The following is a 22,473-nucleotide window of genomic DNA, read 5'->3' as shown; positions in this document are numbered from 1 at the left end:
GCATCAGGCCATTGCTCTTCATGACCTGCTTCCACTGGTCGCTGGCGTAGAGCTTGTCGACGGCATCGACCCAGTACTGCTTGGCGTCGTCGTCTATATCGGCCGGCATGTAGAAGCCGCGCCAGTTGGGCCCGACAGCGTCGATGCCCTGCTCTTTGGCAGTGGGAATGTCGGACAGATCGCCGGGCAGGCGCTCGTCGGACAGCACGGCCAGCACTCGAAGGTCGCCCGACTTGAGGAAGCCCTGGGTTTCGGTGACATCGCCGGTGAAAGCATCGACGTGACCGCCGATGACCTGGGTCATTGCCTCTCCACCGTTGTTGTAGGAGAGATAGGGGATCCGCGGCAGGTTCTCGACACCGGCCGCCTTGGCCGCGATCAGTACCTTGAGGTGGTCCCAGCCGCCGTTGGCGCTACCGCCGGCGAACTTGACCGCACGCGGGTCCTGCTTCATCGCCTCCATCAGCTCGTTGAGGTCGTGGTAGGGAGAGTCCTTGGAGACCGCGATGACGCCGTAGTCCGCGCCCACCGCGCCGATCCAGTTGACCATGTCGGCGTCCATGCCCGGAAACTGGTTCTGGGCCAGACGCGTGGTGGTGGCGGTGGAGGCGGCTACCAGCAGCTGGTCGTCGCCCTTGCGCTTGCTCACGGTGTGGGCAAAGGCAACGCCACCACCCGCCCCTGCCATGTTGATGGTCTGGACGCTGGCCGGCACCAGGTCAAGCTCCTCGAGCACGTTGCCCACGCTGCGGCAGGTAAAGTCCCAGCCGCCGCCCGGATCGGAAGGCGCGATACACTCGACCTTGCCGGCAGGCTCGAATGCCATGGCGCTGCTGGCGGTCAGGGCCAAGGCCGCAGTGGCCACCCACTTGATTGTCTTGGCTGCAAACATGTTTGCTTCTCCTCGCTGATGGGGCGGAGTTGTTCGTGGCTGACGCCAACCTTACAGTTTCGTAAGGTAGAACCTTGTTCCCGTCAGCGGAAATTAGGGTGAAGCCTTGTAACGGTCAACGGACGAGCGGCAAAAGCCAACTAAAGTTCAATGCCCAGCGAATCGATTCGTTTACAATCGCCTCACCCGAGTCACGTGCCTCCCCCTCTTCACCTGCAGGAGTTCTCCATGGCACCGAAGTTGATGCTGATAGAGGATGATCCTCTGCTCGCCAGCACGCTCACCGCAACGCTGGCGGTCGACAACCAACGTATCGAGCGGATAGGCGATGGCGGCGAAGCCCTTGCCCGGTTGTCGATCGATCACGACTACGACCTCATCCTTCTCGATCTTAATCTGCCGACTCGCAGCGGCCTCGATGTGCTGGCGGCCCTGCGCTCGCGCGATCGACAGACGCCGGTGCTGATCCTGACCGCAAGAGCCGCCATCGAGGATCGCGTCAGAGGGCTCGACCTGGGCGCGGATGACTACCTGGCCAAGCCATTCGCGCTCGACGAGCTGGAAGCGCGAGTCCGCGCACTGTTGCGCCGTCGCCAGAACGACCAGAGCGAATCGACCTCGCTGGGCTCGCTGCAACTCGACCGCCATCGTCAGCACTTCATGCTGGGAGACACCGCCCTGCCACTGCCGCCGCGGGAACATCGCCTGCTGGCTTGCCTGATGCGCTACGCCGGCGAGCCGGTCGATAAGGCACGCCTACTCGAGGACGCTTTCGCCGGTGAGAGCGTCGGCGAGAACGCCATCGAGGTCTACGTTCATCGTCTGCGGCGGCGGCTCGCCGGTTCCGATGTCACCCTGCGCACGGTCCGAGGCATCGGATATCTGCTGGAGGCAGAGTGACCCTGTTGCGGCGCTGGCGCCTTTCACATCTCAGCCTCTATCGGCGGCTGATGATCTGGCTGTTCTGTCCCTTGGCCATGCTGGTGGCGATCATGCTGTTGCAGGCCTGGTTCGCCTCCCGCGAGGCCGCGGACCGCGCCTTCGACCGGCTGCTCGACGCCGCCTCGCTCTCCATCGCCGAGCAGGTCCGCTGGCAGCAGAGCCGATTATGGATGGACCTGCCGCCTTCGGCACTGGAGATGCTCGCCACCGATGCCCAGGAGCGGGTGTTCTACGCGCTATACGATGCCCAGGGTCACTTCGTCACCGGCAATCGCTCGCTCCCCTCGCTGCCGCCCGCCAAGGCCGGACAGATGAGCTACGGCGATGTGATATCCCGCGACATGCCGCTGCGCCTGGGCGTATTGCGCTCTCGTTTGGAGGGATGGGATCGCAGCGATCGGTTCGAGGTCAGGGTGGCCCAGAGCCGCGAGGGGCGACAGGCACTGGCCAACCAGCTGTTCCTGGCCAGCTTCGTCAATATCGTGATCATCGCCGCGCTGGCCATGGTGGTCGTGCTGCTCTCGGCGCGCTTCGCACTGGAGCCGTTGACCCGCCTGAGACGCGCCATCCGCCAGCGCGATCCTCGCACCCTCGCCCCGCTCGAACTGGCGCTGCCCCGCGAACTGGCGGAGCTGCGCCAGGCGTTGAACGAACTATTGGCAAGAATGCGCCGCGTCCGTGCCAATCAGGAGCGCTTCATCGGAGATGCCTCTCACCAGTTGCGCACGCCACTGGCGGGGCTCTCGGCGCACGCGGAGCTGGCCATGCGCCAGTCGGAGCCGGCGGCATGGCGGGAAGCGCTCGTCACCATGCATGGCACCGCCACCAAGACGGCGCGACTGGCCGGCCAGTTGTTGTCGATGACCCGTCTCAACAATCCCGAGGCGACGCCGGCCAAGCGTTCGGTCGACCTCGCCGCGCTGGCGCAGCGCTGCGTCAGGGAGTCATTCGCGCGCCATCACCGTCACGGCATCGATCTCGGGGTCGACGTGCCCGACCATGCCGTGATGGTGTCGGCGACCGACTGGCAGTTGGAAGAGGCGCTGAACAACCTGATCGAGAACGCCGCGCTCTACGGCGCCCGCCAGATCACGGTGCAGGTCACCGACGCCCCGACGCGGCTGGTCGTCACGGATGATGGCCCCGGCATTCCCGAATCCCAGCGCCTGCTGGTGCTGCGCCCTTTCCACCGTGGCCAGGAGGCGGGCGATGGCACCGGCCTGGGTCTGGCGATCGTCGACAGCATCGCGCGCGCCCACGATATTCGCCTGCTCCTGCAGACCGCCAACCCCGACCATCCCGAGCGTCCTGGCTTATGCGTCGTCCTGATCTTCACCGCCACCTGAGCGTGCCGCGCTGCGTGCGGCGCCTCGGCGTCGTATGGCTGGCACTCGCGCTCGCGCTGACGGCTCAAGCACAGGCGAGGACCTTGCACTTCGCCGCGGATACCGAGCCTTCTCGCGCCCTGACCATCTACGGCGTGCTCGACCCACCGCAGGTTCGGCCGCTGCTGTCCGATTTCCATCGCCGCCACCCCGACATCGCGATCGACTATCACAACCTGGAGACACTGGCGCTGCACGCACGTGTCCTTCAGGAGCGCGACACCTCACGCGCCGACGTGATCCTGTCCCCCGCGATGCCCTGGCAGTACCAGCTCGCCAACGAAGGGCTGTCGAGCCCCATCGACTCTCCCGCCGCCGCCGACTGGCCGAGCTGGGCACGCTGGCGTCAGGAGCTGTTCGGCTTCACCTTCGAACCCATCGTCATGGTCTACCGGCGAGACCTGGCACGACGCATGATCCCGCCCGAGAGTCACGCCGATCTCCTGAGCCTGCTGCGGCAGCACTCCCGGCAACTCGACCATCGCGTGGTCACTTACGATCCGCGGCGAAGTGGCGCGGGCTACACCTACGCCATCGAGGACGCCAGGATCTCAGCCCGCTACTGGGATCTGGTCGAGGCGCTGGGCAACAGCAACAGTGCCCTGGAGACCACGACCGCCGCCATGCTCGAGGGGCTCAGCGACGGGCGCTACTGGATCGGCTACAACCTGATCGGCTCCTATGTGCAGGACTACGTGGCCGAGCATCCCGAGCTGGTGATGGTCGTGCCCCAGGACTACGCACTGGTGCTGCAGCGCCTGGTCATGATGTCGCGTCACGCGCCTCATCCCGACACCGCACGGCGCTTCATCGACTATCTCCTGAGCGCATCGGCTCAACGCCTGCTCGCCACCCAGACGACGCTGGGTGCCGTGCACCCGTCCGTCGATGGCGCCGGCACCGCGGCCGACCTGCGCGACCGGTTGGGGGAAGCGATCCGCCCGGTTCAGATCGGTCCGGGCCTGCTGGCGACACTGGACAGGCTCAAGCGCCAGACGCTGCTGGAGCAGTGGCAGCAGGCCTTCGACAACCGGCCGACGCACGCCGGAGGCCCCCTTGCCGACCCATCCCCCCTGCCCGACGCTGCAACGGAGTGAGCCGCTCATGACACGACTCGATCAACTGGTTACCGCCCACGTCCGCTCCCGCACCCGGGCCCAGCGCCTGATCCGCCAGGGCTACGTCAGCGTCAACGACGGCAGCGCATGGCGGGTGGCGCTGAAACCGGGGGAGAAACTGCCGGACACCGTGGACCTGAGGATCGCCGAGGCGCCGGAGGAGCGCTATGTGTCGAGAGCGGGCCTGAAACTGGAGGCCCTGCTGGAAGCACTGGCGCGCCGCCTCGACGGCCTCACCGTGCTCGATATTGGCCAATCCACCGGCGGATTCAGCGACTGCGCGCTGCGCTACGGCGCCGAGCGGATCATCGGGATCGAGGTGGGGCACGACCAACTGGACGCTTCGCTACGCAACGACGACAGGGTCACCTGCCTGGAGGGCGTCAATGCGCGCCGGCTCCCCTTCGCCGACCTGGAGAGGCTCGCCCCGGGGGGCATCGACGTCGTGGTGATGGATGTGTCGTTCATCTCGCAGACCCTGATCCTGCCGGAGATCGCCCGGGTGCTGCACGCCGGCGGGGAGCTCTACTCCCTGGTCAAGCCACAGTTCGAAGTGGGCCCCGGCAAGGTCGACTCCAGAGGGATCGTGCGCGACGCCGCCCTCTACACGACGGTGGCCGAGACCCTGCAGCGGGCCTGCCGGACACACGGTCTGCAGATCGATCATTGGCAGGAGAGCCCGATTGTGGGCGGCGACGGCAATCGCGAATTCCTGCTTCACGCCCTGCGCCGCTGACCGACCGTCAGCGGCCGCCGTCACCCCCGTCGCTGCCGCCATCCGAACCGGCACCGCCAACGTCGCCGTCATCCAGATGACCGTCATCGCCGCTGCGGGCCTGCCGGGAACGGATCGCGCCGGCGGATGGCGCTCCTGACGCGGGAGCGGCGGCACCCAGCGACGCCCCCTCTCCGTCCTCGCTCTGGACCCGCGCGGACTGGCCGTTCTCGCCGTGCAGCCACACGTCCATCTGGTTGAACGCCACGCGAATGCCGTGTTCCTTGAACAGCAGATCCAGCCGGCGGTTGATTTCGTCGCTAGCGTAGAGCCGATCCAGCAGATCGTTGACGAAGATCCGCAGCTCGAAGTTGAAAGAGGTCGGCCCGTAGCTGATGCAGAACACCTGCGGCTCGGGATCCCGCAGTACACGGCGATTCTCGTCCGCCGCCTGGCGCATCAGGCGATGCACCTCGTCGAGGTCCGATCCGTGCGCCACGCCGTAGGTCAGTACGACCCGGGTCACGTTGTCCGACAGTGACCAGTTGATCAACTGGTCGGTCACGAAGGTCTTGTTGGGAATGATGATCTCTTTCCGGTCGAAATCGGTCACCGTGGTGGCCCGGATACGAATCCGGCTGACGGAGCCGTGGAGCTGGCCAAGCGTGATGGTGTCCCCGATCCGCATCGGGCGCTCGAACAGAATGATCAGCCCCGAGATGAAGTTGGCGAAGATCTCCTGCAGACCGAAGCCGAGCCCCACGCCGAGAGCCGCCACCAGCCACTGCAGCTTGTCCCAGGAGACCCCGAGCGTGCCGAGCGAGATCACCACGCCGGTCCCGACGATGGTGTAGGAGAGCAGCGACGAGATCGCATAGGCGCTCCCCTGTTTCAACGTCAGCCGGGACAGCACCATGACTTCCAGCAGACCGGGCAGGTTACGCGCCAGCATCATGGTCAACGCCACCACGATCAGCGCGATGATCACATCCGCCACGGTGATCGGGTCCAGCGTCATCGACTCGCCCTGTCCGCGTTCGATCTCCCACACGCTGACCTGATCGAGATAGGAGAAAACTTCGAGCAGGTCGGACCAGATCAGGTAGAAGGCGAAGGTGAAGCCGATGAAGAGAATCAGCTTCGAGAGCCGCAGCGACTGCTGGTTGACCTGCTCCATGTCCAGTGGCGGCTCCTCCACCACCTCCAGCCCGCCCTCGGCGCCCTCCTGTATCTGCGCCCGCCGCCGAGCCACCGCACGGCGGTAGGCCAGCCGGCGCTGCGCCACCGCCAGCCCGCGAACGACCGCTGCCTCGACCAGAATCCACAGGCCGAAAATATAGAGCGAATTGATGAAGCGGCCGATCAGACGCAGGGCGGCATATTCATAGCCCATGACGATCAGGCCGCCCAGCACCAGCGGTACCATGGCCAGCGCCAATCCCAACAGCAGCCGGAACAGCTTGAGGCCGAAATAGGGTACGTGGGCCAGGATCAACTGCACCAGGATCCAGCTCATCGCCAGCAATCCGACCAGCAGCGACAGCAGGAACAGGGGGCGGCTGGACAGCTCAGCCTGGCTGCCAGGCGAGGTCCCGCTGATCAGTATCACCGGAATCAGCGAGATCCCGAGCCAGAACAGCAGGCGACGCAGGCGCGCCACGTATCCGGCCGACCAGTGGAAGTGACGCGTCGCCACGCCGTCGGACACCAGTAGCCTGCGCGCCCAGCCCAACACGCCCCAGGCCAGAGCGAGCTGCAACAGGGACTCCCCCACGCGCTCGGCGAAATCATCGCTACCGAGCCTCAGCAGGCCGCCAACCACCGCCAGCATCAGAGGTCCATGGGCGGCGAGCAGCGCGTTGTAGAGAATCGCCCGGGGCGTGTGCATCTGGGTATCGCGCTTGAGGCGGCCTATCTGCTCATGCAGATTGAGCAACCGCACCTTGATGCGACGTCTCAGCAGCAACAGCACCCCCGCCAGCAGCAGGACGGGGATGATGGCCAGGGCCCGGGCATCCGGAACCCGCCAGAAACTCGCCAGCGCCGGCCGCCATCCACCGTCGCGGATCTGGCCCATCAGGATGTCGGGGGCATCGCGCCACCAGTTGAGGGTGAGCGCACGGGCACTGGCAACCCAGAACAATTGCTCCTCGATGGCTCCGCGAATCGATGTCGTGAGCCCCGCCAGCTGCTCCTGGTTGAGCTGGAGGTCGATCGCCACGGTCAGCAGATTGCCGTATTCCCGATCCAGCTGCTCGAGGACTTCGCTGCGTGACTGGAACAGTTTCACCAGCGAGTCGACCAGCGACGGGGTCACCTCGATGCCGGTATCGGCAAGACTTTTCTCGGCCAGTTCGCGGGGGTGACGCAGCGCATCCCGCTGATCGACCAGATCAAACTGACTCAGCCGGGTCCCGGCGATCTCTTCCTGCAAGCCGCCCAGTTCATCGACATCGGGCAAGGCTCGACGCTGCTCGTTGAGAATGCGTGACAATAGCGGGCTGCCACGAATCGCCTCGATCTGCTCGTTGAGCGTGCGCTTGACCTGACGTACGCGATCGAGCTGGGAACGGGTATCGATGGCTTGCCGAATCAACTCGTTGGTCCGGTCGGTCACCTCGAGGAGTCGATCGCTGAACTCGCGGTTGGTCTTTTGAATCTCGCGAAGCACGGGGTGCGCGGCGATCGCCTTGGCGTCCTCCTCGCTGATGTCCGCGACGGCCTTCTCCGACTCGGCACGGCGCTGGCGATCGAGCGCGGCCTGCAACGCATCCAACCGCGCTTCCTCGATGGCGACCTGACGTCGAAGCAGGTCTCGCCTTTGCACGTCGAGTTCGCGAAGCACTGTGTTGTTGGCCAGCTTTTGTCGATGGTATTCGGCTTGCAGGCTGGCCAAAGCCAGTTGCAGCCGATAGCGTGCGTCGCCGGGATCGAGGACCTGGGGATCCTCGTCATTGGAGGTTTGAAGCTGAGTTCTTGCCTGCTCGGCATCGTTCATCGCGCTGGCAATGGCCGACTGCGCGCGCTCGGGTAGTGTTTCCGCGCTGATCAGCCGAGCGTTGATCGATGCCAATTGGCTTTGCAAGGCCTCGAGCTGATTCAGAGATTCGGTGGTCTTCTGGCCCAGGACCTCCACGGAAAGCTGATCTAGGGCGTCCGCTTCGGGCGCCTTCCGATCGCTCAACCCTGCAAGTTGGCGCTCGAGTTCGCGAGTGCGCTGAGGGGCTTGTCGGGCCGAGGTATCGAGCGACTGGAGGTCTTTGCGCAGCGCCTTCAACGACTCCAGCGTCTGCCGCGCCACACGCAGATCATCCAGATCCGCCTGTTGCGCTTCGGTCGGCGTCTCGACCTTCTCGAGCTTCTGCTGCTCGGACTTGAGCTCGTCTTCCGTCGGGAGACGATCCTGCTGTTGCGCAAAGGCGACGACGCTTGTCATGAGTATGCACAATACAAGTGCAAGGAACGTGCTACGCTCAGCCCCTTTCAAAAGGTTGGCAAACGTCGGTACAGCCTCTGCCGAGACGATCGCCGCCAGCCTAAACGGTCCTCGTGCAAAAAAGCCTGATTGCCCAGAATACTCACCCGCGACCGGGTCATCCGACATGTCGACTCCTCGTCAACTCCGTTCCTGCGGCCGCCACCGCTTCACCGCGGTGCGATTCCCTACCGATAGCGGAGTTTACCGTCAGCGCGTGCGGGTTTCGAGGCGTTACTTGGCGCGCGGTCCGAGTTTGAATTCAGTCGACGACATGCTAGAAATCGTCACTACTCGACAAGAAGCCTGATTCTCATCAGTCCGATCACGCTTCTCTCCATTGGATCATCTTGACAGGACAGTCTTATGACGCCCATTCGTTCGCTGCGCCATACCGGCATTCTTCTCCTGGGAATGACGGCCACGTCCTTGGCAATGGCTCAGGATTCAAGCACCAGCAGCGACCCGGTCCAGCAAGCGAACGACCAGGCGGAAGTGCGCCGTAACCTCGAAGCGGAAACTGCCGAGAATCCGCTGGCGATCACCACCTATCGACGTAACTACATCCTGCCATGGACTTACAACAGCAACCCGGACGAGTCGGATTTCCGGGAGATCAGCTCGGAGGGTGATGTCGACAATTCGGAGATCAAATTCCAGTTGAGCTTCAAGGTGAAACTGCTCGACGACATGTTCGGCGACAACGGCGACCTCTATTTCGCCTACACCCAGCGCAGTTGGTGGCAGGCCTATAATTCCGAGGCTTCCGCGCCCTTTCGCGAGACCAACTACGAGCCCGAGGGCTTCGTCAGTTTCGATAACCGCTGGACGGTGCTGGGATGGACCAACACCATCAATCGCGTCGGCTTCGCGCATCAGTCCAATGGACGCTCGGATCCGTTGTCCCGTAGCTGGAACCGAATCTACGGCGAATCGATATTCCAGCGCGGCGACTGGGCCTTCAGTGTCGCCCCGCACTGGCGTATCCCGGAAAACGACAAGGATGACGACAACCCGGACCTGGAGAACTACATCGGCTACGGGGACCTGACCCTGGTGCGCGCCTTCGGAGACCAGGAGGTCTCGTTGATGGTTCGTGGCAATCCGGGCAAGGCGCACTATGGTGGCCAACTCGACTACTCCTTCCCGCTGTTCGGCAAGGTGCGCGGCTATCTGCAGTACTACAAGGGGTACGGTGAGAGCCTGATCGACTACAACCACGATGTGCAGCGTTTCGGCCTCGGCTTCAGTATCAACACCTTTTTGGCCGGGATCCCCGGTACGCGTTGATGCCGACAGTTTGCCTGTCTATGCTGAAGCCTGTCTGTTTCAACCATGCCACTCGACTGTCAAAGGATGACGACCATGACCATGCAATCCATCGGCGGCAACGGTCCCGAGCGTGAACGCGAAGCCTCTACCGAGCAGCTCAAGGAAGACCTGCGCAACCTGTCCCACACCGTCGAGGAGCTGATCCACGCGACAGCGGACGACTCCCGCAGCAATATCTCCGAAATGCGCGAACGCGCTCAGCAACGCCTGCATGCCACCCGAGAGCGTCTGGAAGCTCGTGGAGAAGCCCTCTACTCCAGCGCCAAGGAGCAGGTCGACGCCACCGATCGCTACGTGCATGAAAACCCCTGGACCAGCATCGGCATCGGTGCCGCTGCGGGCGTGGTTCTGGGACTGCTGCTGGGACGTCGCTAATGGCGGGGCCGGCTGAAAACGTGATTTCCGCCGGGCGACGGCTGATCGCCAATCTCATCGCCACCGGCGAGACGCGACTGCGTCTCGCCGTGGCCGAATGGGAGGCGGAGCGAGACCGAATGCTGACGCTGCTGCTGTTGGCGGGTGCAGGGCTGATCGTGCTGTCGTTCGCGATCGGAATGCTGCTCCTGCTGATCGTGGTGGTCTACTGGGAAGAGAACCGCCTGCAGGCGATCGGGATCTGCTCGGCGGCGCTTTTCATCCTGGCGGGTGTCTTGATCTTCTCCGCCAAGCGAGTCGCCAAGCAGCGCAAGTTGATGGCCGCAACCCTGCATCACCTGGATCGCGATCGCCAGGCACTGGGGCACTCCCATGACTGAACGTTCCCGCCAACAGCAACTGGACGCGCTCGAGGACGAAATACTCCAGCAACGCCTGGACATGACCGCCGCCATGCGCGAATGGCGTGACGCCACGGCACCGATCGACAATGCCTGGAACAAGATGATGAGCTGGCGCGTTCCGCTGATGGCGGTCGGGGGATTGCTGGCGATGCGCAGCGCGCGCAAGCCACGTTCCACCGGCCGCCTGTTCAAGCGCGCGCTGACCGGATTCATGATGTACAACCGCGGCAGGGCGCTTTACCGGGCGACCCGCGGGAAAAAACGCTAGCCTCAAGACCACGCCGTTTTTGCCACCCTATCGTCGCGGCCACTGCACACAGTGGCCGTCTTTCGTTCAGCGTCAGAGCGCCTGGCCACACGCAACACCGGATGACCAGGCCCACTGGAAGTTAAAACCACCCAATTGCCCAGTGACGTCCAGTACTTCACCGATGAAGTAGAGCTGGGGGATCGCGTTGACGGCGAACGTCTTCGACGACACCGCTCCGGTGTCGACCCCTCCCATGGTGACCTCCGCAGTACGCCACCCTTCCGTCCCCGCCGGCTTGAACTGCCATGCCTTGAGCCCGTTCGCCACGGCGTCGATATCGGCGTTGGACAGTTCGGCCATCGGCCGGTCCTGCCATGCCTGCCACTCGATCAGCGCCTGGGAGAGACGCTTGGGTAGCGCCTCCCCCAGCCAGTTGCCCAGCCGCCGCCTCGGTGCGCGTCGGCGGAGGTCGGCCAGGGTCTCCGCGACCGGGATCGAAGGCAGCCAGTCGATCGCCACCGTCATGCCCGGCTGCCAGTGGCTCGAGGCCTGGAGCATCGCCGGCCCGGACAGACCGCGATGGGTAAACAGCAACGGTTCACGGTAGGAGCCGTCGCCGCAGTTGACCGCCACGGGACAGGACAGGCCCGAGAGCGAGGCCAGCGAATCTTTCCATCGCGACGTCACCGTGAACGGCACTAGTGCCGCCCGGGTCTCGGTCACGGCCAGCCCGAACTGGCGAGCCAGATCGTAGCCGAAACCGCTGGCACCGAGGGTCGGGACGGACAGGCCACCAGTGGCGACCACCACCGCCCCAGCCTCGGTCTTGCGGCCATCCATCTCCAGCCGCATCCCCTCACCTAGGCGCTCGACGCTGCCCACCGTCGTGGAAAGGGAGACTTCCACGCCCGCCCATTCGCACTCGGTCAGCAGCATGGAGACGATCTCCTTTGCCGACTGCGCACAGAACAACTGGCCGGGCGCCTTCTCGACGTACTCGATACCGTGCCGCTCGACCAACTCGACGAAATGGTGCGGCGTATAGCGTTTCAGCGCCGAGATCGAGAAGTGCGGGTTGCCCGAAAAGAAATGTGCCGGCGTGGTGGCGAGATTGGTGAAATTGCAACGCCCACCGCCGGACATCAGAATTTTCTTTCCCGCCTTGCCGGCATGATCGACGACCCGTACGCGAAGGCCGCGATAACCCGCAGTCAGCGCGCACATCAAGCCCGCCGCGCCAGCGCCGATAACGACGACATCGTAGGTTTTCATCTCCGCACCGCACTTGCCTCGCTGAATGGGCAGGCATTCTAGCAGAGGTGTTTTTCGAGATGCCCTTTTCATTCCCCGGGCGTTCAGGTATCAGGTCCTAACGAATGGCGCGCACTCACCCGCTCAATGCAACGCTGACAAGAATCCGCTAATCATGACAACGAATTCGGCAGATCGTGAGCGCTTTACGCTCGGACGCGAAAACCGCTTGCCGCCCCTGCTGGCGCTGGCCCTCTGCGCGCTAGCGACGTGGTTGCCGGGCCCGACCACCGCAACCGCCCAGGAAACGCCGCCAGTCGCCGTAATCACTGCCACGATTGTGGCCTCGACCTGGCAGGATCCGGTGGAGGCGCTGGGAACCTTGAGAGCCGACGAGAGCGTCACCCTCTCGTCCACGCTCACCGGCACCATCAGCGCGCTCAACTTCGAGGACGGTGACGAGGTGGCGGCCAGTCAATGGCTAGTGCAGCTAGACGACGCCCAGGCACAGGCCGAACTCCGCGCCGCCCAGGCACTGCTCGGCCAACGCCAGAGTGCACTCGGCCGGGCACAGCAGCTTCAGGATCGCAACCTGGGTGTGCGCGCCACGCTCGAGGACAACGCGGCACTGGTCAAGCAGAGCGAAGCCGAAATCGATGCCATCCGGGCACAGCTTGCCGATCATCGCTTGCAGGCGCCCTTCGCGGGCACGGTGGGATTGCGCGAGATCAGCGTGGGTGCCCTAGTCACACCCGGCACCGAGTTGGTCACGCTCGACAAGCTGGACACCATGAAGCTCGATTTCACCGTCCCGGCGACGCTGCTGTCGGTGCTCCACCCCGGCCTGACGCTAAGCGCCATGACGCCGAGCTACCCGGACCAGGTCTTCCGCGCCGAGATCGCCACCCTCGGTACGCGCATCGACCCCATCTCGCGCAGCCTGGTGGTCCGCGCCAACCTGCCCAACCCCGACGGCCGGCTGCTTCCGGGCATGATGATGGAAGTGGAATTGAACCAGCCCGCTCGAGAGGCATTGACGATCCCGGAAAGCGCGCTGGTCCCGGACGGCGAACGCCAGACGGTCTGGCTGATCGAGCCGGGTCAGCCGGCCCGTGTGACACGCCGGGAAGTCACCACCGGCGAGCGTCGACAGGGAGAAGTCGAGATCATCGAGGGTCTCGATATCGGGCAGCGAATCGTGACCCACGGCACGCTCAAGGTACACGAAGGGGATTCGGTCGAACTGATCGCGGAAAATGTCGGCGAGGGTGACATCAAGGATGTGCTGGAGCGTCAGCGCCGCGCCATCGAATCCCAGGCGAACGACTGATGCGAATTTCCGATCTATCGATTCGCCGCCCGGTTTTCGCGACGGTCGTCTCACTACTGCTGATCGCCTTCGGCCTGCTGGCCATGGAGCGCCTACCGCTCCAGGAGTATCCGGCGATCGACCCGCCCATCGTCAGTATCGAGACCAACTATCCCGGTGCCTCCGCCAGCGTGGTCGAGACCCGGATCACCCAACTGCTCGAGGACCGCATCGCCGGTATCGAGGGCATTGTCTCGATCGAATCCAGCAGCACCGACGGCGAATCGGAGATCGACGTCGAGTTCTCGCTGGACCGCGACATCGACGGTGCCGCCAACGATATCCGTGATCGCATTTCATCGGTGGCCGACAACCTGCCCGACCAGGCCGAGCCACCCGAGATCGAGAAGAGCGACAGCAGCGACGACGTCATCATCTGGCTGTCGCTCTCCGGAGAGGGCTATACCATCCCGGAGCTCACCGATTACGCCAACCGCTATCTCGTCGACCGCTTCTCGACCCAGAACGGCGTTGCCCGGGTACGCTTGAGCGGCGGCAAGGAGTACGCAATGCGCGTCTGGCTCGACCGCAATGCCCTGGCTGCACGCCAACTGACGGTCGATGACGTCGCCGACGCGCTCGAAAACGAAAACGTCGAGCTGCCGGCCGGCTTTCTCGAATCCCGCGACCGCCAGTTCACGCTGCGCATCCCGCGCAATTTCACTACTGCCGCCGACTTCCAGAATCTGGTGATCGAGCGAGGAAACAACGGCTACCTGGTGCGGCTGGAGGATGTTGCCCGCGTGGAGGTTGGCTCTGTCGAGGAGCGCTCGCTCTACCGCGGCAACGAAGTGCCCATGGTCGGCCTGGGCATGATCAAGCAGTCGACCGCCAGTGTGCTGGAGGTCGCCAATGGCGCCAAGGCGGAGATGGCCAGGCTGCAGCCAACACTGCCCGACGGCATGCAGCTGTCGCTCAATTTCGATTCGTCGGTATTCGTGTCAGGTGCCCTCCACGAGGTCGTTTCCACCTTGTTCATTGCCATGGGGCTGGTCGTGGTGGTGATCTTCCTCTTTCTCGGCAACGTGCGCACGACCCTGGTGCCGGCGGTGACGGTGCCGATATCGCTGATCGGCACCTTCATCTTTCTGGCCCTGTTCGGTTTCACGCTGAATCTGCTGACACTGCTGGCGCTGGTTCTGGCGATCGGCCTGGTCGTCGACGACGCGATCGTGGTCATCGAGAACGTCCACCGGCGCATGGTGGTCCATCGCGAGACGCCTCTGGTGGCGGCCTATCGCGGCACGCGTCAGATCGGCTTTGCGGTGATAGCCACCACCCTGGTGCTGATCACGGTATTCATTCCGTTGAGCCTGCTGCGGGGGGATATCGGACGCCTGTTCTCGGAATTCGCCTTGACGCTCGCTGCCGCCGTCGGGCTTTCCTGCCTGGTCGCACTGTCGCTGGCACCGATGCTGTGCTCGAAGCTGCTCACCCCGCGGATGCACGAAAGCCGGATCAGCCGAGGGGTGCAATGGCTGCTGGACCGTTCGCAGACGACCTACCGGCGCTGGCTGCGCCGGGCACTGCGTTTCCGCTGGCTGGTGGTCGGACTGTTTGCCCTCGTCCTGGCCCTCACCGCCTGGCTATTCCAGCAGTTGCCCAACGAGTACACGCCCCGGGAAGATCGCGGCGCCTTTTTCGTGCTGATCGAAGGCCCCCCCGGGGCGACCTTCCATTACATGCAGGATTACTATGACGAGATAGAGACCCGCCTGATGTCCCTGGTCGACGCCGGCGATATCAACCAGGTATCGATTCGTGGCCCGCGCGGCTTCGGCAATGTCGAGAATTTCAACGACGGTATGGCAATCGTCACTCTCAACGACTGGGGCGGCCGGCGTTCGGCGTGGGAGATCATGGCCGATGTCAGGCAGCGACTCGGTGACCTGCCCGGCGTGACCGCCACGCCGGTCATGCGCCAGGGCTTCGGCGGCAGGGTCGAGAAGCCCGTCCAGTTCGTGATCGGCGGCAGCACCTACGATCAGCTGGTCGACTGGCGCGACCGCCTGCTCGAGCGCATCCGCAAGGACGGTAACGCCGGACTCGAGGCAGTGGACAGCGACTACAAGGAGACCCAGCCACAGCTTCGCATCCGGATCGATTACAACCGAGCAGCCACCCTGGGCGTGACCGTCAGCACCATCGGCAACACTCTCGAGACGCTGTTCGGCGGGAGCAACGTTACGACCTACGTCGACAACGGCGAGGAGTACGACGTCATTCTCGAGGGAGAGCGCGAACGCCAGCGCGCCCCGAGCACCCTGGACAACGTGCAGGTACGCTCGGCGGTCAGCGGCGAGCTGATTCCGCTGGCGAGTCTGGTGTCCGTCTCCGAGTTCGCGGGCGCCAGCGAGCTCAACCGGTTCAACCGGATGCGGGCCATCACGCTGGAGGCCAACCTTCAGAACGGTACCGCCATGGGCGACGCGCTGGCCTACCTGCAGCGAATCGCCGACGAGGAGTTGCCCAGCGAGGCGGTCATCGACTACAAGGGCCCTTCGCGCGATTATCAGGAGGCCAGTGGTGCCACCACCTTCCTGCTCGCGCTGGGCATCGTCGTGGTGTTCCTGGTTCTGGCGGCCCAGTTCGAGAGTTTCATCCATCCGCTGGTCATCATGTTCACGGTGCCACTGGCGATCAGTGGCGCCCTGCTGGGCCTGTGGGCCAGCGGTCAGTCCCTCAACATCTATAGCCAGGTCGGGCTGGTCGTTCTGGTGGGACTGGCAGCCAAGAACGGCATCCTGATCGTCGAATTCGCCAATCAGTTGCGCGACGAGGGAGCGGCGTTCTCGGATGCGCTGGTCGAAGCGGCCGTGACGCGACTGCGGCCGATACTGATGACGACCGTCACCACCATGGCTGGCGCCATACCATTGATCCTGGCATTCGGTCCCGGCGCCGAATCGCGCATCGTCATCGGTACCGTGATCTTCTGCGGAGTCGCCGTCGCCACCCTGTTGACACTGTTCATCGTCCCGGTGGCCTATGACATGCTTGCGCGGCATACCGGCTCACCCGGCGATGTCGGTCAGCGTCTGGAGCGAGAGCTGAATCTCGATGCGCCGACGCGAGAAAGGCCCTAGCGAGTCATGGAATTGCAACTACACTTCTCTAGGGCCTGTCCACCGCACCGGAGGGATGACCATGAGCCTGTTCCATCGTGACGACAAGGAAGACGAGACCAACCGTATCGATGAGGATATGGCGGCGGCTGCCGAGCGTGCGCCCCGGTTGGGGGATGATTCGATCCGGGAAAAACCTGCACTGACATCGCAGGACGACCCTCTCGAGGAGAGCATCGACGAGCCGTCCTCCCACGCCACTGCCTATCTTCCGCAGGACAGCTGGGCGACCCGCTCACGCCAGCGCCTGGACGAACAGATCAGCGACACCTGCGAAAGCTGCGACGAGTTCGTGCAGCGCAAACCCTGGCAGAGCGTCGGTATCGCCGCGCTGGGCGGTGCCTTGCTGGCGCTGATGCTGAGCCGGCGTTGACGGCTCGAGCCAACAGAACGAATCTATTGCCCTGACACACCATCATCATCGACCAATGATTAAGGATGATCCATGAACCGTAACTATCGGGAAGAGAGCCGGAATTACTATCGAGATGCCAAGCGTCGAGGTCGCAAGGGGCTGGAGCGCGCGAAGCACCGGGCAGATGATGTCAGCCACGAACTGGCTGAGCATGCGGAAGAAGCCTGGCGTGAAACCGATGATTACGTTCACCGCAATGCCTGGAGCAGCATCGGCGTCGCCGCACTGGCCGGATTCGCCATCGGTTTCTTCGTCGGGCGCCGCTGAACGACGTGTCACTGCCCGACGATAGCCTCCATGGCGGCCCCGTGATACCTCACGGGGCCGTCTTCTCGTTCGGGCTGCGGAATCACGGTCACTCGAACCGGCTGGACAGCGTCTCGCGCAAATGGCGCAGCGAATGGGCGTCGCTGCTATCTGGCCACAGCCACAGGCGGCGGCCGGAGAGATCGATCGCCGAAAGTAGCGGCCCGAGGCGTACCAGCCGGCACGTTTCCGGCTGCCAGGCCCGAGTATCGGCCGAACTCTCCCAGACTGACCGCTCCCCTTCCTGCACGCATCGCAAATAATACTGTTTCGGCGTCGACCGGAACCGCCAGCCGGCGACGGTCAGCGCCAACAACGATATCGAGACGGCGGCCCGACCGTCGACCCACCACCCCGCGTAGCCAGCCAGCGCCAACGCCAGCACCGCCTGGTAAGCCAGCGACAGCCTAGAGCGCCTGACGACGACTGTTGTCGGTGGTCTCTGCATGTTCGACGATCATTTTGACGAGACGGCGCAACTCGGTATTTCGGGGCCACTCGCGCCGCATCAGCCAAGTGAAGAGATCCTGATCCTCGTTGGCCAGCAGCTCACGGTACAGCACCTGGTCCGAAGGCGTCAGCTGGTCATAGCGGTCTTCGAGGAATGGCATCAGCAGCAGATCCAGTTCCCACATGCCGCGTCGTGAATGCCAGTAAAGCCGTCGACGCGTGACATCTTCGTTGTCTGACATGGACTACCCTCGATCCGGTGTGCTGAGTGACTGTATTACGCCGCATTATACCCGAGGGAATTGCCAGTCACTATTCAGTCACCCGACCCATCCGGCTAATGCGTTGTTTTCTCGAAAGTTGCGAAGTATGCTGAAGCGACAATAACAGACGTCGGACGCCCATTGCGCGGTTCTTCACCGCCTGGCAGAGGCCTCACGGAGAATGTCGATGACAAAGTCTGAATTGATCGAGCAGATCGCCACCCGTCGCCCCGAGCTATCGGCGAAGGAAGTCGAAGCGGCGGTGCGCGTCATTCTCGACGATATTACCAACGCACTCGCGGACGGCGGGCGTGTGGAGATTCGCGGATTCGGTAGTTTTTCACTGCATTTTCGCGAGCCTCGAACCGGACGCAATCCCAAGACCGGCGATCCTGTCGATCTCGACGGCAAATACGTCCCGCACTTCAAGCCGGGCAAGGAACTACGCGAACAGGTCAATGCCAGCCGCGCGCTGGGCTACTGACCTCCCAAGTCATTGCATCCGTCGCGTGAGTCGACGGATGCCACCGCAACGGCTGATCACGACTCGGGCAGCCGCGGTGCGTCACCAGGAATCACTATGCGCTGGCTCAAAGGCGTCATTCTCGCCATCATCCTGATCGTCGTGCTGCTGCTCGGCATCCTGTTTGCCGTCAATAATCAGCAGCCGCTGCCGCTGGACTTGATCTGGGTACAGCTCCCCTCCGCCTCGTTATCGCTGTGGCTTCTGGTCGCCCTGGCTTGTGGCGTGATTCTAGGCATGCTGGCAATGACAGGGATGTACCTTCGCCTGCGGACCCTATTGACCCGTGCCCAGCGTCACAACCAACAACAGCGCAAAGAACTCGATCGTCTACGGACGCAGGAGTTCAAGGAAAGCACCTGAATGAGCGATGCTCTGCTGCTGGCGTTGCTGGTGGCAGCCATCGCCATCGGCTGGTTGCTGGGGCGCTGGGAATCGGGCCGGGGCCGGCCACGCCCCGGGACACCGATCGGCACGCTGTCGAAAGACTATTTCGTCGGTCTCAACTATCTGCTCAACGAGCAGCCGGACCGCGCGATCGAGACCTTCACCCAGGCGCTTGAAGTCAACAGCGACACGGTCGAGACACATATCGCGCTGGGCAACCTCTACCGGTCGCGCGGTGAAGCTGATCGCGCCGTTCGCATCCATCAGAACCTGCTAGCCAGGCCAGCGCTGACGCCGTCGCAAAGTGGACAGGTACAGCTGGAACTCTCGCGCGACTTCCTCAATCTCGGGCTACTTGACCGAGCCGAACGGCTACTACTGTCGTTGCAGAAGAGCCAAGTCGACGACCACCAAAAGCTCGCCGCCAAACGTCTGCTCGTCGACCTGTTCGAGCGTGAAAAGGAGTGGGCCCAGGCGCTCGATACCGCCCAACCGCAACTGGTGCGCCAGGATGCCGATATTCGGCGCGCGGCGGCACACTGGCATTGCGAACTGGCCAGTCAGCATCGTATCGACAGCAGCCCATCGCTGGCCCGCAAGGCGTTGAAGCAGGCACTGCATACCGATGAACGCTGTGTTCGTGCCAACTGGATGCTGGGCCAACTCGAGTGGGATATCGGCCAGTATCGCGACGCCGCCCGGTGCTGGCAGCGGGTTCCCGAGCAAGACCCGAGTTTCACCACCATCGTGCTGGAACCACTGCGAAATGCCTATCGGTTGCTCGATGACGACGACGGTTGGTGGCAATTCCTGGAGAAACAGTTGCAACACGACCCGCAGACTTCGGTCGTCATGATGGCCGCGGATACGCTGAGACATCGTCAGGGCACGGATATCGCCTGCGCGTTCGTCAGCGACCAGTTGCGCGACCACCCCAGCCTGCGTGGCGTCGACTATCTGATGGATCTCTATCTGGACGATAGCGATCCTGCGGAAAGGGACCGGCTGGAACTTCTCAAGCAGCACACCCAGCAGTTACTGAGCATCCGGCCAAGGCACCGTTGTCAGCGCTGCGGCTTCGGCGCCGAACAACTGCACTGGCAATGTCCCCGTTGCCGCAGTTGGGGCACGAGCAAGCCGGTAACGGGCCTGGAAGGCGAATAATCACGACCTGCGTGCCAAGGTGCGCTCGATGTCAGCCAGTGCCGCCATGGGATCGGCCGCCTGGGTCACCGCTCGACCAATGACCAGGTGCGTACTGCCGGCCGCCATCGCTGCGTCGGGGGTCATCACCCGCCGCTGGTCTCCCTGCCCCGCGCTGGCGGGGCGTATCCCCGGTGTCACCCTGAGAAACCCCGCCCCACACAGCTCGCGCAGCCGGGCGCTTTCGCGCGCCGAGCAGACGACGCCGTCCAGTCCGCTTTCCAGGGTTAGCGTGGCCAGACGCTCGACTTGAGCCAGGGCGCTGCCGGAGACACCGGTTTCCTGCAGTTCGCCGTCCGCCATGCTGGTCAGCACGGTGACCGCGATGAGATGTGTCTCGAGCCCGCGTTTCGCCAATCGCTCGGCGCTCGCTTCCATCATTCGGCGACCGCCGGAAGCGTGCACGTTGACCATCCACACGCCCTGGTCCGCGGCGGCTTCCACCGCACCGGCGACAGTATTGGGGATGTCGTGAAACTTCAGGTCCAGGAAGACCTGGAAGCCCCGCCGATGCAACGCCTCGACGGCCACGGGCCCTACACGGGTGAACAACTCCTTGCCGACCTTGACGCGGCAACGGGCAGGATCGAGCGCGTCGGCCAGTTGCAGCGCCGCGCCCAGATCAGCGTAGTCGAGCGCAATGATGAGCGGCGATTCCGGGGCGGGCATGAGTCGTCTCCAGCAGTCGAATTCGTGCGGGAGTATACCTGACACGGCGTTGGATAGGACGCTCTTGTCATATCCGTTCCAGCTACTTTAGCCAGATTGAGTAGAAATTGACTGACAAGAATGATCGCTTTTTTCCGATAAAAAATCGTGAAGCCGCGTCGATACAAAGTAATGACGGCCGGCCTGGAACGACACCGGCTTTCATTCACCCGCTTCTACGAGAGAGCCCCATGAAGACATTGATCCATGCCGCACTGTTCTCGCTACTCAGCTTCACCACCCTCCCCGTGCTTGCCCAGGATACCCCCGTCAATATCAACGAAGCGTCGGTCGAGATATTGACGACGCTTCCCGGCATCGGCGCGGTCAAGGCGCAGGCGATCGTCGACGACCGGAAAGCCAACGGCGACTACAAAAGCCTGGAAGACCTGACTCGCGTCGATGGCATCGGCGAAGCCACGGTGGCCAACCTCTCCGAGAACGCGACGTTATGATCTCGGCTCCGGGGCCGGCTTCTCGCTGGCCTCGGGGTGGCGCATGCTTGCAATTCCCTCGTTAGTCTCCATCTTGCCTAATCAGGCAGCGCCAACGACGGAGACACCATGCCCCTGCTCATCCTCATCGCCCTATTCGCGATAGCGGACTTCGCCGTACTCTTTACGCTGGGAGCCAGGCTAGGCCTGCTGGTCAGTCTGTTGTGGATTTTCGTCAGTGGCGCCCTCGGTATTCACCTCATTCGCCGCGAGAGCTTGCTCACGTTTCAGAGAGCTCGTGCCCGCGTGGCAGCCGGTGAAATCCCCTCGGACGAAATCATGGCGGGTGCCTCGTTCGTATTTGCAGGCATCCTGTTGATAGCACCCGGTTTTCTTTCCGATATCGTAGGTCTAATATGCCTGATCCCCGGCAGCGGCCAGCTGTTGCGTCGCTGGTCCGGCCGAGGCGGCAGAAGTGCTGGCTCGAAAGGTACTGAAATCCCCGGGGACTGGAATATCCATCGAAGAGATTCGGAAAACGCCGCCAGCGGCGGTCGAGCCGGCGATGATGCCAGCCCCATCGAAGGAGAGTATCTCGGCAAGGACCAATGAAGCGCCGAGCATTGATTGCCGCCACCCGACGATAAAATTTTCAGGCTGCCCCTTGAAACCGGCTGGCCAGACCCAATCAAGGCAGCAGCGACAGCTTTAGGCCGTCAGGCCCATTAACCGGGAGGCGCAAGCCTTCGCCCCTTGAGCCTGGCTCATGTGGGAACGTGCATTTGTAACATGCAACCATCAGGAGAACGTGAGCAATGAAAATCCGTCCCTTGCACGATCGCGTCATCGTACGTCGCAAAGAAGAAGAGCAGAAAACTGCTGGCGGCATCGTGCTTCCGGGCAGTGCCCAGGAAAAGCCGACACGCGGTGAAGTCCTGGCAGTGGGCAACGGCCGTATCCTCGAGAGCGGCGAAGTTCGCGCACTGGACGTCAAGGTTGGCGATACCGTGATTTTCAAGGAGGGCTTCGGCGTCGAAAAACAGAAGGTCGACGGTGAAGAAGTCCTGATCATGAGCGAAAGCGACATTCTGGCCGTCGTCGAAGGCTGATCGGCCGAAGCTCGACGATTCATCACGATTTCACGTATTACA

Annotated in this window: 24 protein-coding genes; 18 read left to right on the top strand and 6 right to left on the bottom strand. The window is 63.3% G+C overall.

Annotated elements, in window-relative coordinates:
• Window positions 1-892, bottom strand: an 892-nt coding sequence (locus tag F0A16_RS03970) for a Bug family tripartite tricarboxylate transporter substrate binding protein (RefSeq protein ID WP_149434051.1), incomplete at its 3' end; no start/stop codon positions are given.
• A gap of 228 nt (window positions 893-1,120) precedes the next feature.
• On the opposite strand from F0A16_RS03970, the gene F0A16_RS03965 reads away from it, so the two are divergent.
• Genes F0A16_RS03965 through F0A16_RS03950 form a run of 4 tightly spaced genes read left to right on the top strand, consistent with a single transcriptional unit; the run spans window position 1,121 to window position 5,073 of the window.
• Window positions 1,121-1,792 (top strand): response regulator, encoded by a 672-nt coding sequence (locus tag F0A16_RS03965; RefSeq protein ID WP_149434050.1) that lies wholly within the window; start codon window positions 1,121-1,123, stop codon window positions 1,790-1,792.
• The gene (locus F0A16_RS03960) at window positions 1,789-3,180 is read left to right on the top strand and encodes a sensor histidine kinase (protein WP_239023695.1); all 1,392 of its coding nucleotides are present in this window, start codon (window positions 1,789-1,791) and stop codon (window positions 3,178-3,180) included. Before F0A16_RS03965 ends, F0A16_RS03960 begins: the two co-directional genes overlap by 4 nt.
• The gene (locus F0A16_RS03955; RefSeq protein WP_149434049.1) at window positions 3,150-4,316 is read left to right on the top strand and encodes an ABC transporter substrate-binding protein; all 1,167 of its coding nucleotides are present in this window, start codon (window positions 3,150-3,152) and stop codon (window positions 4,314-4,316) included. The genes F0A16_RS03960 and F0A16_RS03955 overlap by 31 nt, the downstream gene beginning before the upstream one ends.
• Window positions 4,317-4,323: 7 nt before the next feature.
• Window positions 4,324-5,073, top strand: coding sequence for a TlyA family RNA methyltransferase (locus F0A16_RS03950; RefSeq protein WP_149434048.1), 750 nt, complete (start codon window positions 4,324-4,326; stop codon window positions 5,071-5,073).
• Between the two features lie 7 nt (window positions 5,074-5,080).
• Here the strand turns inward: F0A16_RS03950 and mscK are convergent, their stop codons facing one another.
• Window positions 5,081-8,539, bottom strand: a complete 3,459-nt coding sequence (gene mscK / locus F0A16_RS03945) for a mechanosensitive channel MscK (RefSeq protein ID WP_275401749.1) — start codon at window positions 8,537-8,539, stop codon at window positions 5,081-5,083.
• Window positions 8,540-8,893: 354 nt separating this feature from the next.
• Between mscK and F0A16_RS03940 the strand changes: the two genes are divergently transcribed.
• From F0A16_RS03940 to F0A16_RS03925, 4 genes are all read left to right on the top strand, one after another.
• Window positions 8,894-9,817, top strand: coding sequence for a phospholipase A (locus F0A16_RS03940; RefSeq protein ID WP_149434046.1), 924 nt, complete (start codon window positions 8,894-8,896; stop codon window positions 9,815-9,817).
• Window positions 9,818-9,892: 75 nt separating this feature from the next.
• The gene (locus F0A16_RS03935) at window positions 9,893-10,234 is read left to right on the top strand and encodes an ElaB/YgaM/YqjD family protein (protein ID WP_149434045.1); all 342 of its coding nucleotides are present in this window, start codon (window positions 9,893-9,895) and stop codon (window positions 10,232-10,234) included.
• A complete protein-coding gene (locus F0A16_RS03930) occupies window positions 10,234-10,614 on the top strand; it encodes a phage holin family protein (protein WP_149434044.1) in 381 nt (126 codons plus the stop codon). The genes F0A16_RS03935 and F0A16_RS03930 overlap by 1 nt, the downstream gene beginning before the upstream one ends.
• Window positions 10,607-10,906, top strand: a complete 300-nt coding sequence (locus tag F0A16_RS03925; RefSeq protein ID WP_149434043.1) for a YqjK-like family protein — start codon at window positions 10,607-10,609, stop codon at window positions 10,904-10,906. The genes F0A16_RS03930 and F0A16_RS03925 overlap by 8 nt, the downstream gene beginning before the upstream one ends.
• Window positions 10,907-10,978: 72 nt before the next feature.
• Here the strand turns inward: F0A16_RS03925 and F0A16_RS03920 are convergent, their stop codons facing one another.
• Window positions 10,979-12,160, bottom strand: coding sequence for a BaiN/RdsA family NAD(P)/FAD-dependent oxidoreductase (locus F0A16_RS03920; protein ID WP_149434042.1), 1,182 nt, complete (start codon window positions 12,158-12,160; stop codon window positions 10,979-10,981).
• Window positions 12,161-12,314: 154 nt separating this feature from the next.
• On the opposite strand from F0A16_RS03920, the gene F0A16_RS03915 reads away from it, so the two are divergent.
• From F0A16_RS03915 to F0A16_RS03900, 4 genes are all read left to right on the top strand, one after another.
• Complete coding sequence (locus F0A16_RS03915; protein WP_187775891.1) at window positions 12,315-13,469, top strand: efflux RND transporter periplasmic adaptor subunit; 1,155 nt, start codon at window positions 12,315-12,317, stop codon at window positions 13,467-13,469.
• Window positions 13,469-16,594 carry an efflux RND transporter permease subunit gene (locus F0A16_RS03910; RefSeq protein ID WP_149434040.1) on the top strand — a complete coding sequence of 1,042 codons (3,126 nt, stop codon included), beginning with the start codon at window positions 13,469-13,471 and terminating at the stop codon, window positions 16,592-16,594. Before F0A16_RS03915 ends, F0A16_RS03910 begins: the two co-directional genes overlap by 1 nt.
• A gap of 61 nt (window positions 16,595-16,655) precedes the next feature.
• Complete coding sequence (locus F0A16_RS03905) at window positions 16,656-17,006, top strand: glycine zipper domain-containing protein (protein ID WP_149434039.1); 351 nt, start codon at window positions 16,656-16,658, stop codon at window positions 17,004-17,006.
• Window positions 17,007-17,078: 72 nt separating this feature from the next.
• Complete coding sequence (locus tag F0A16_RS03900) at window positions 17,079-17,315, top strand: ElaB/YgaM/YqjD family protein (RefSeq protein WP_149434038.1); 237 nt, start codon at window positions 17,079-17,081, stop codon at window positions 17,313-17,315.
• 88 nt (window positions 17,316-17,403) lie between these two features.
• On the opposite strand, the gene F0A16_RS03895 is transcribed toward F0A16_RS03900, so the two are convergent.
• Window positions 17,404-17,802, bottom strand: a complete 399-nt coding sequence (locus F0A16_RS03895; protein ID WP_149434037.1) for a hypothetical protein — start codon at window positions 17,800-17,802, stop codon at window positions 17,404-17,406.
• A complete protein-coding gene (locus F0A16_RS03890; protein WP_149434036.1) occupies window positions 17,762-18,046 on the bottom strand; it encodes an FAD assembly factor SdhE in 285 nt (94 codons plus the stop codon). Before F0A16_RS03890 ends, F0A16_RS03895 begins: the two co-directional genes overlap by 41 nt.
• Before the next feature lie 181 nt (window positions 18,047-18,227).
• Between F0A16_RS03890 and F0A16_RS03885 the strand changes: the two genes are divergently transcribed.
• The 3 genes from F0A16_RS03885 to lapB all read left to right on the top strand — a co-directional run bounded on the left by F0A16_RS03885 (window position 18,228) and on the right by lapB (window position 20,141).
• Window positions 18,228-18,551 (top strand): integration host factor subunit beta, encoded by a 324-nt coding sequence (locus tag F0A16_RS03885; protein ID WP_275401748.1) that lies wholly within the window; start codon window positions 18,228-18,230, stop codon window positions 18,549-18,551.
• A gap of 96 nt (window positions 18,552-18,647) precedes the next feature.
• Window positions 18,648-18,953, top strand: a complete 306-nt coding sequence (locus F0A16_RS03880; RefSeq protein WP_149434035.1) for a LapA family protein — start codon at window positions 18,648-18,650, stop codon at window positions 18,951-18,953.
• A complete protein-coding gene (gene lapB, locus F0A16_RS03875; protein WP_149434034.1) occupies window positions 18,954-20,141 on the top strand; it encodes a lipopolysaccharide assembly protein LapB in 1,188 nt (395 codons plus the stop codon).
• Here the strand turns inward: lapB and pyrF are convergent, their stop codons facing one another.
• Entirely contained in the window at window positions 20,142-20,849 is a 708-nt protein-coding gene (pyrF, locus tag F0A16_RS03870; RefSeq protein ID WP_149434033.1) for an orotidine-5'-phosphate decarboxylase, read from the bottom strand.
• A 230-nt stretch (window positions 20,850-21,079) separates the two neighbouring features.
• On the opposite strand from pyrF, the gene F0A16_RS03865 reads away from it, so the two are divergent.
• The 3 genes from F0A16_RS03865 to F0A16_RS03855 all read left to right on the top strand — a co-directional run bounded on the left by F0A16_RS03865 (window position 21,080) and on the right by F0A16_RS03855 (window position 22,431).
• Window positions 21,080-21,343 (top strand): ComEA family DNA-binding protein, encoded by a 264-nt coding sequence (locus tag F0A16_RS03865; RefSeq protein ID WP_149434032.1) that lies wholly within the window; start codon window positions 21,080-21,082, stop codon window positions 21,341-21,343.
• Window positions 21,344-21,451: 108 nt separating this feature from the next.
• Window positions 21,452-21,934: an FxsA family protein gene (locus F0A16_RS03860; protein WP_149434031.1), complete on the top strand. Its 483-nt coding sequence runs from the start codon at window positions 21,452-21,454 to the stop codon at window positions 21,932-21,934.
• A gap of 203 nt (window positions 21,935-22,137) precedes the next feature.
• On the top strand, window positions 22,138-22,431 hold the full coding sequence (locus tag F0A16_RS03855) for a co-chaperone GroES (protein ID WP_071232843.1): 294 nt from the start codon (window positions 22,138-22,140) through the stop codon (window positions 22,429-22,431).
• Window positions 22,432-22,473 lie beyond the last annotated feature (42 nt).

Origin of the sequence: Salinicola corii, from assembly GCF_008298015.1 — a bacterium.
GTDB classification, from domain to species: Bacteria; Pseudomonadota; Gammaproteobacteria; order Pseudomonadales; family Halomonadaceae; genus Salinicola; species Salinicola corii.
The sequence above is the reverse complement of the archived record's forward strand: the minus strand, read 5'-3'. Positions and strand labels throughout refer to the sequence as shown.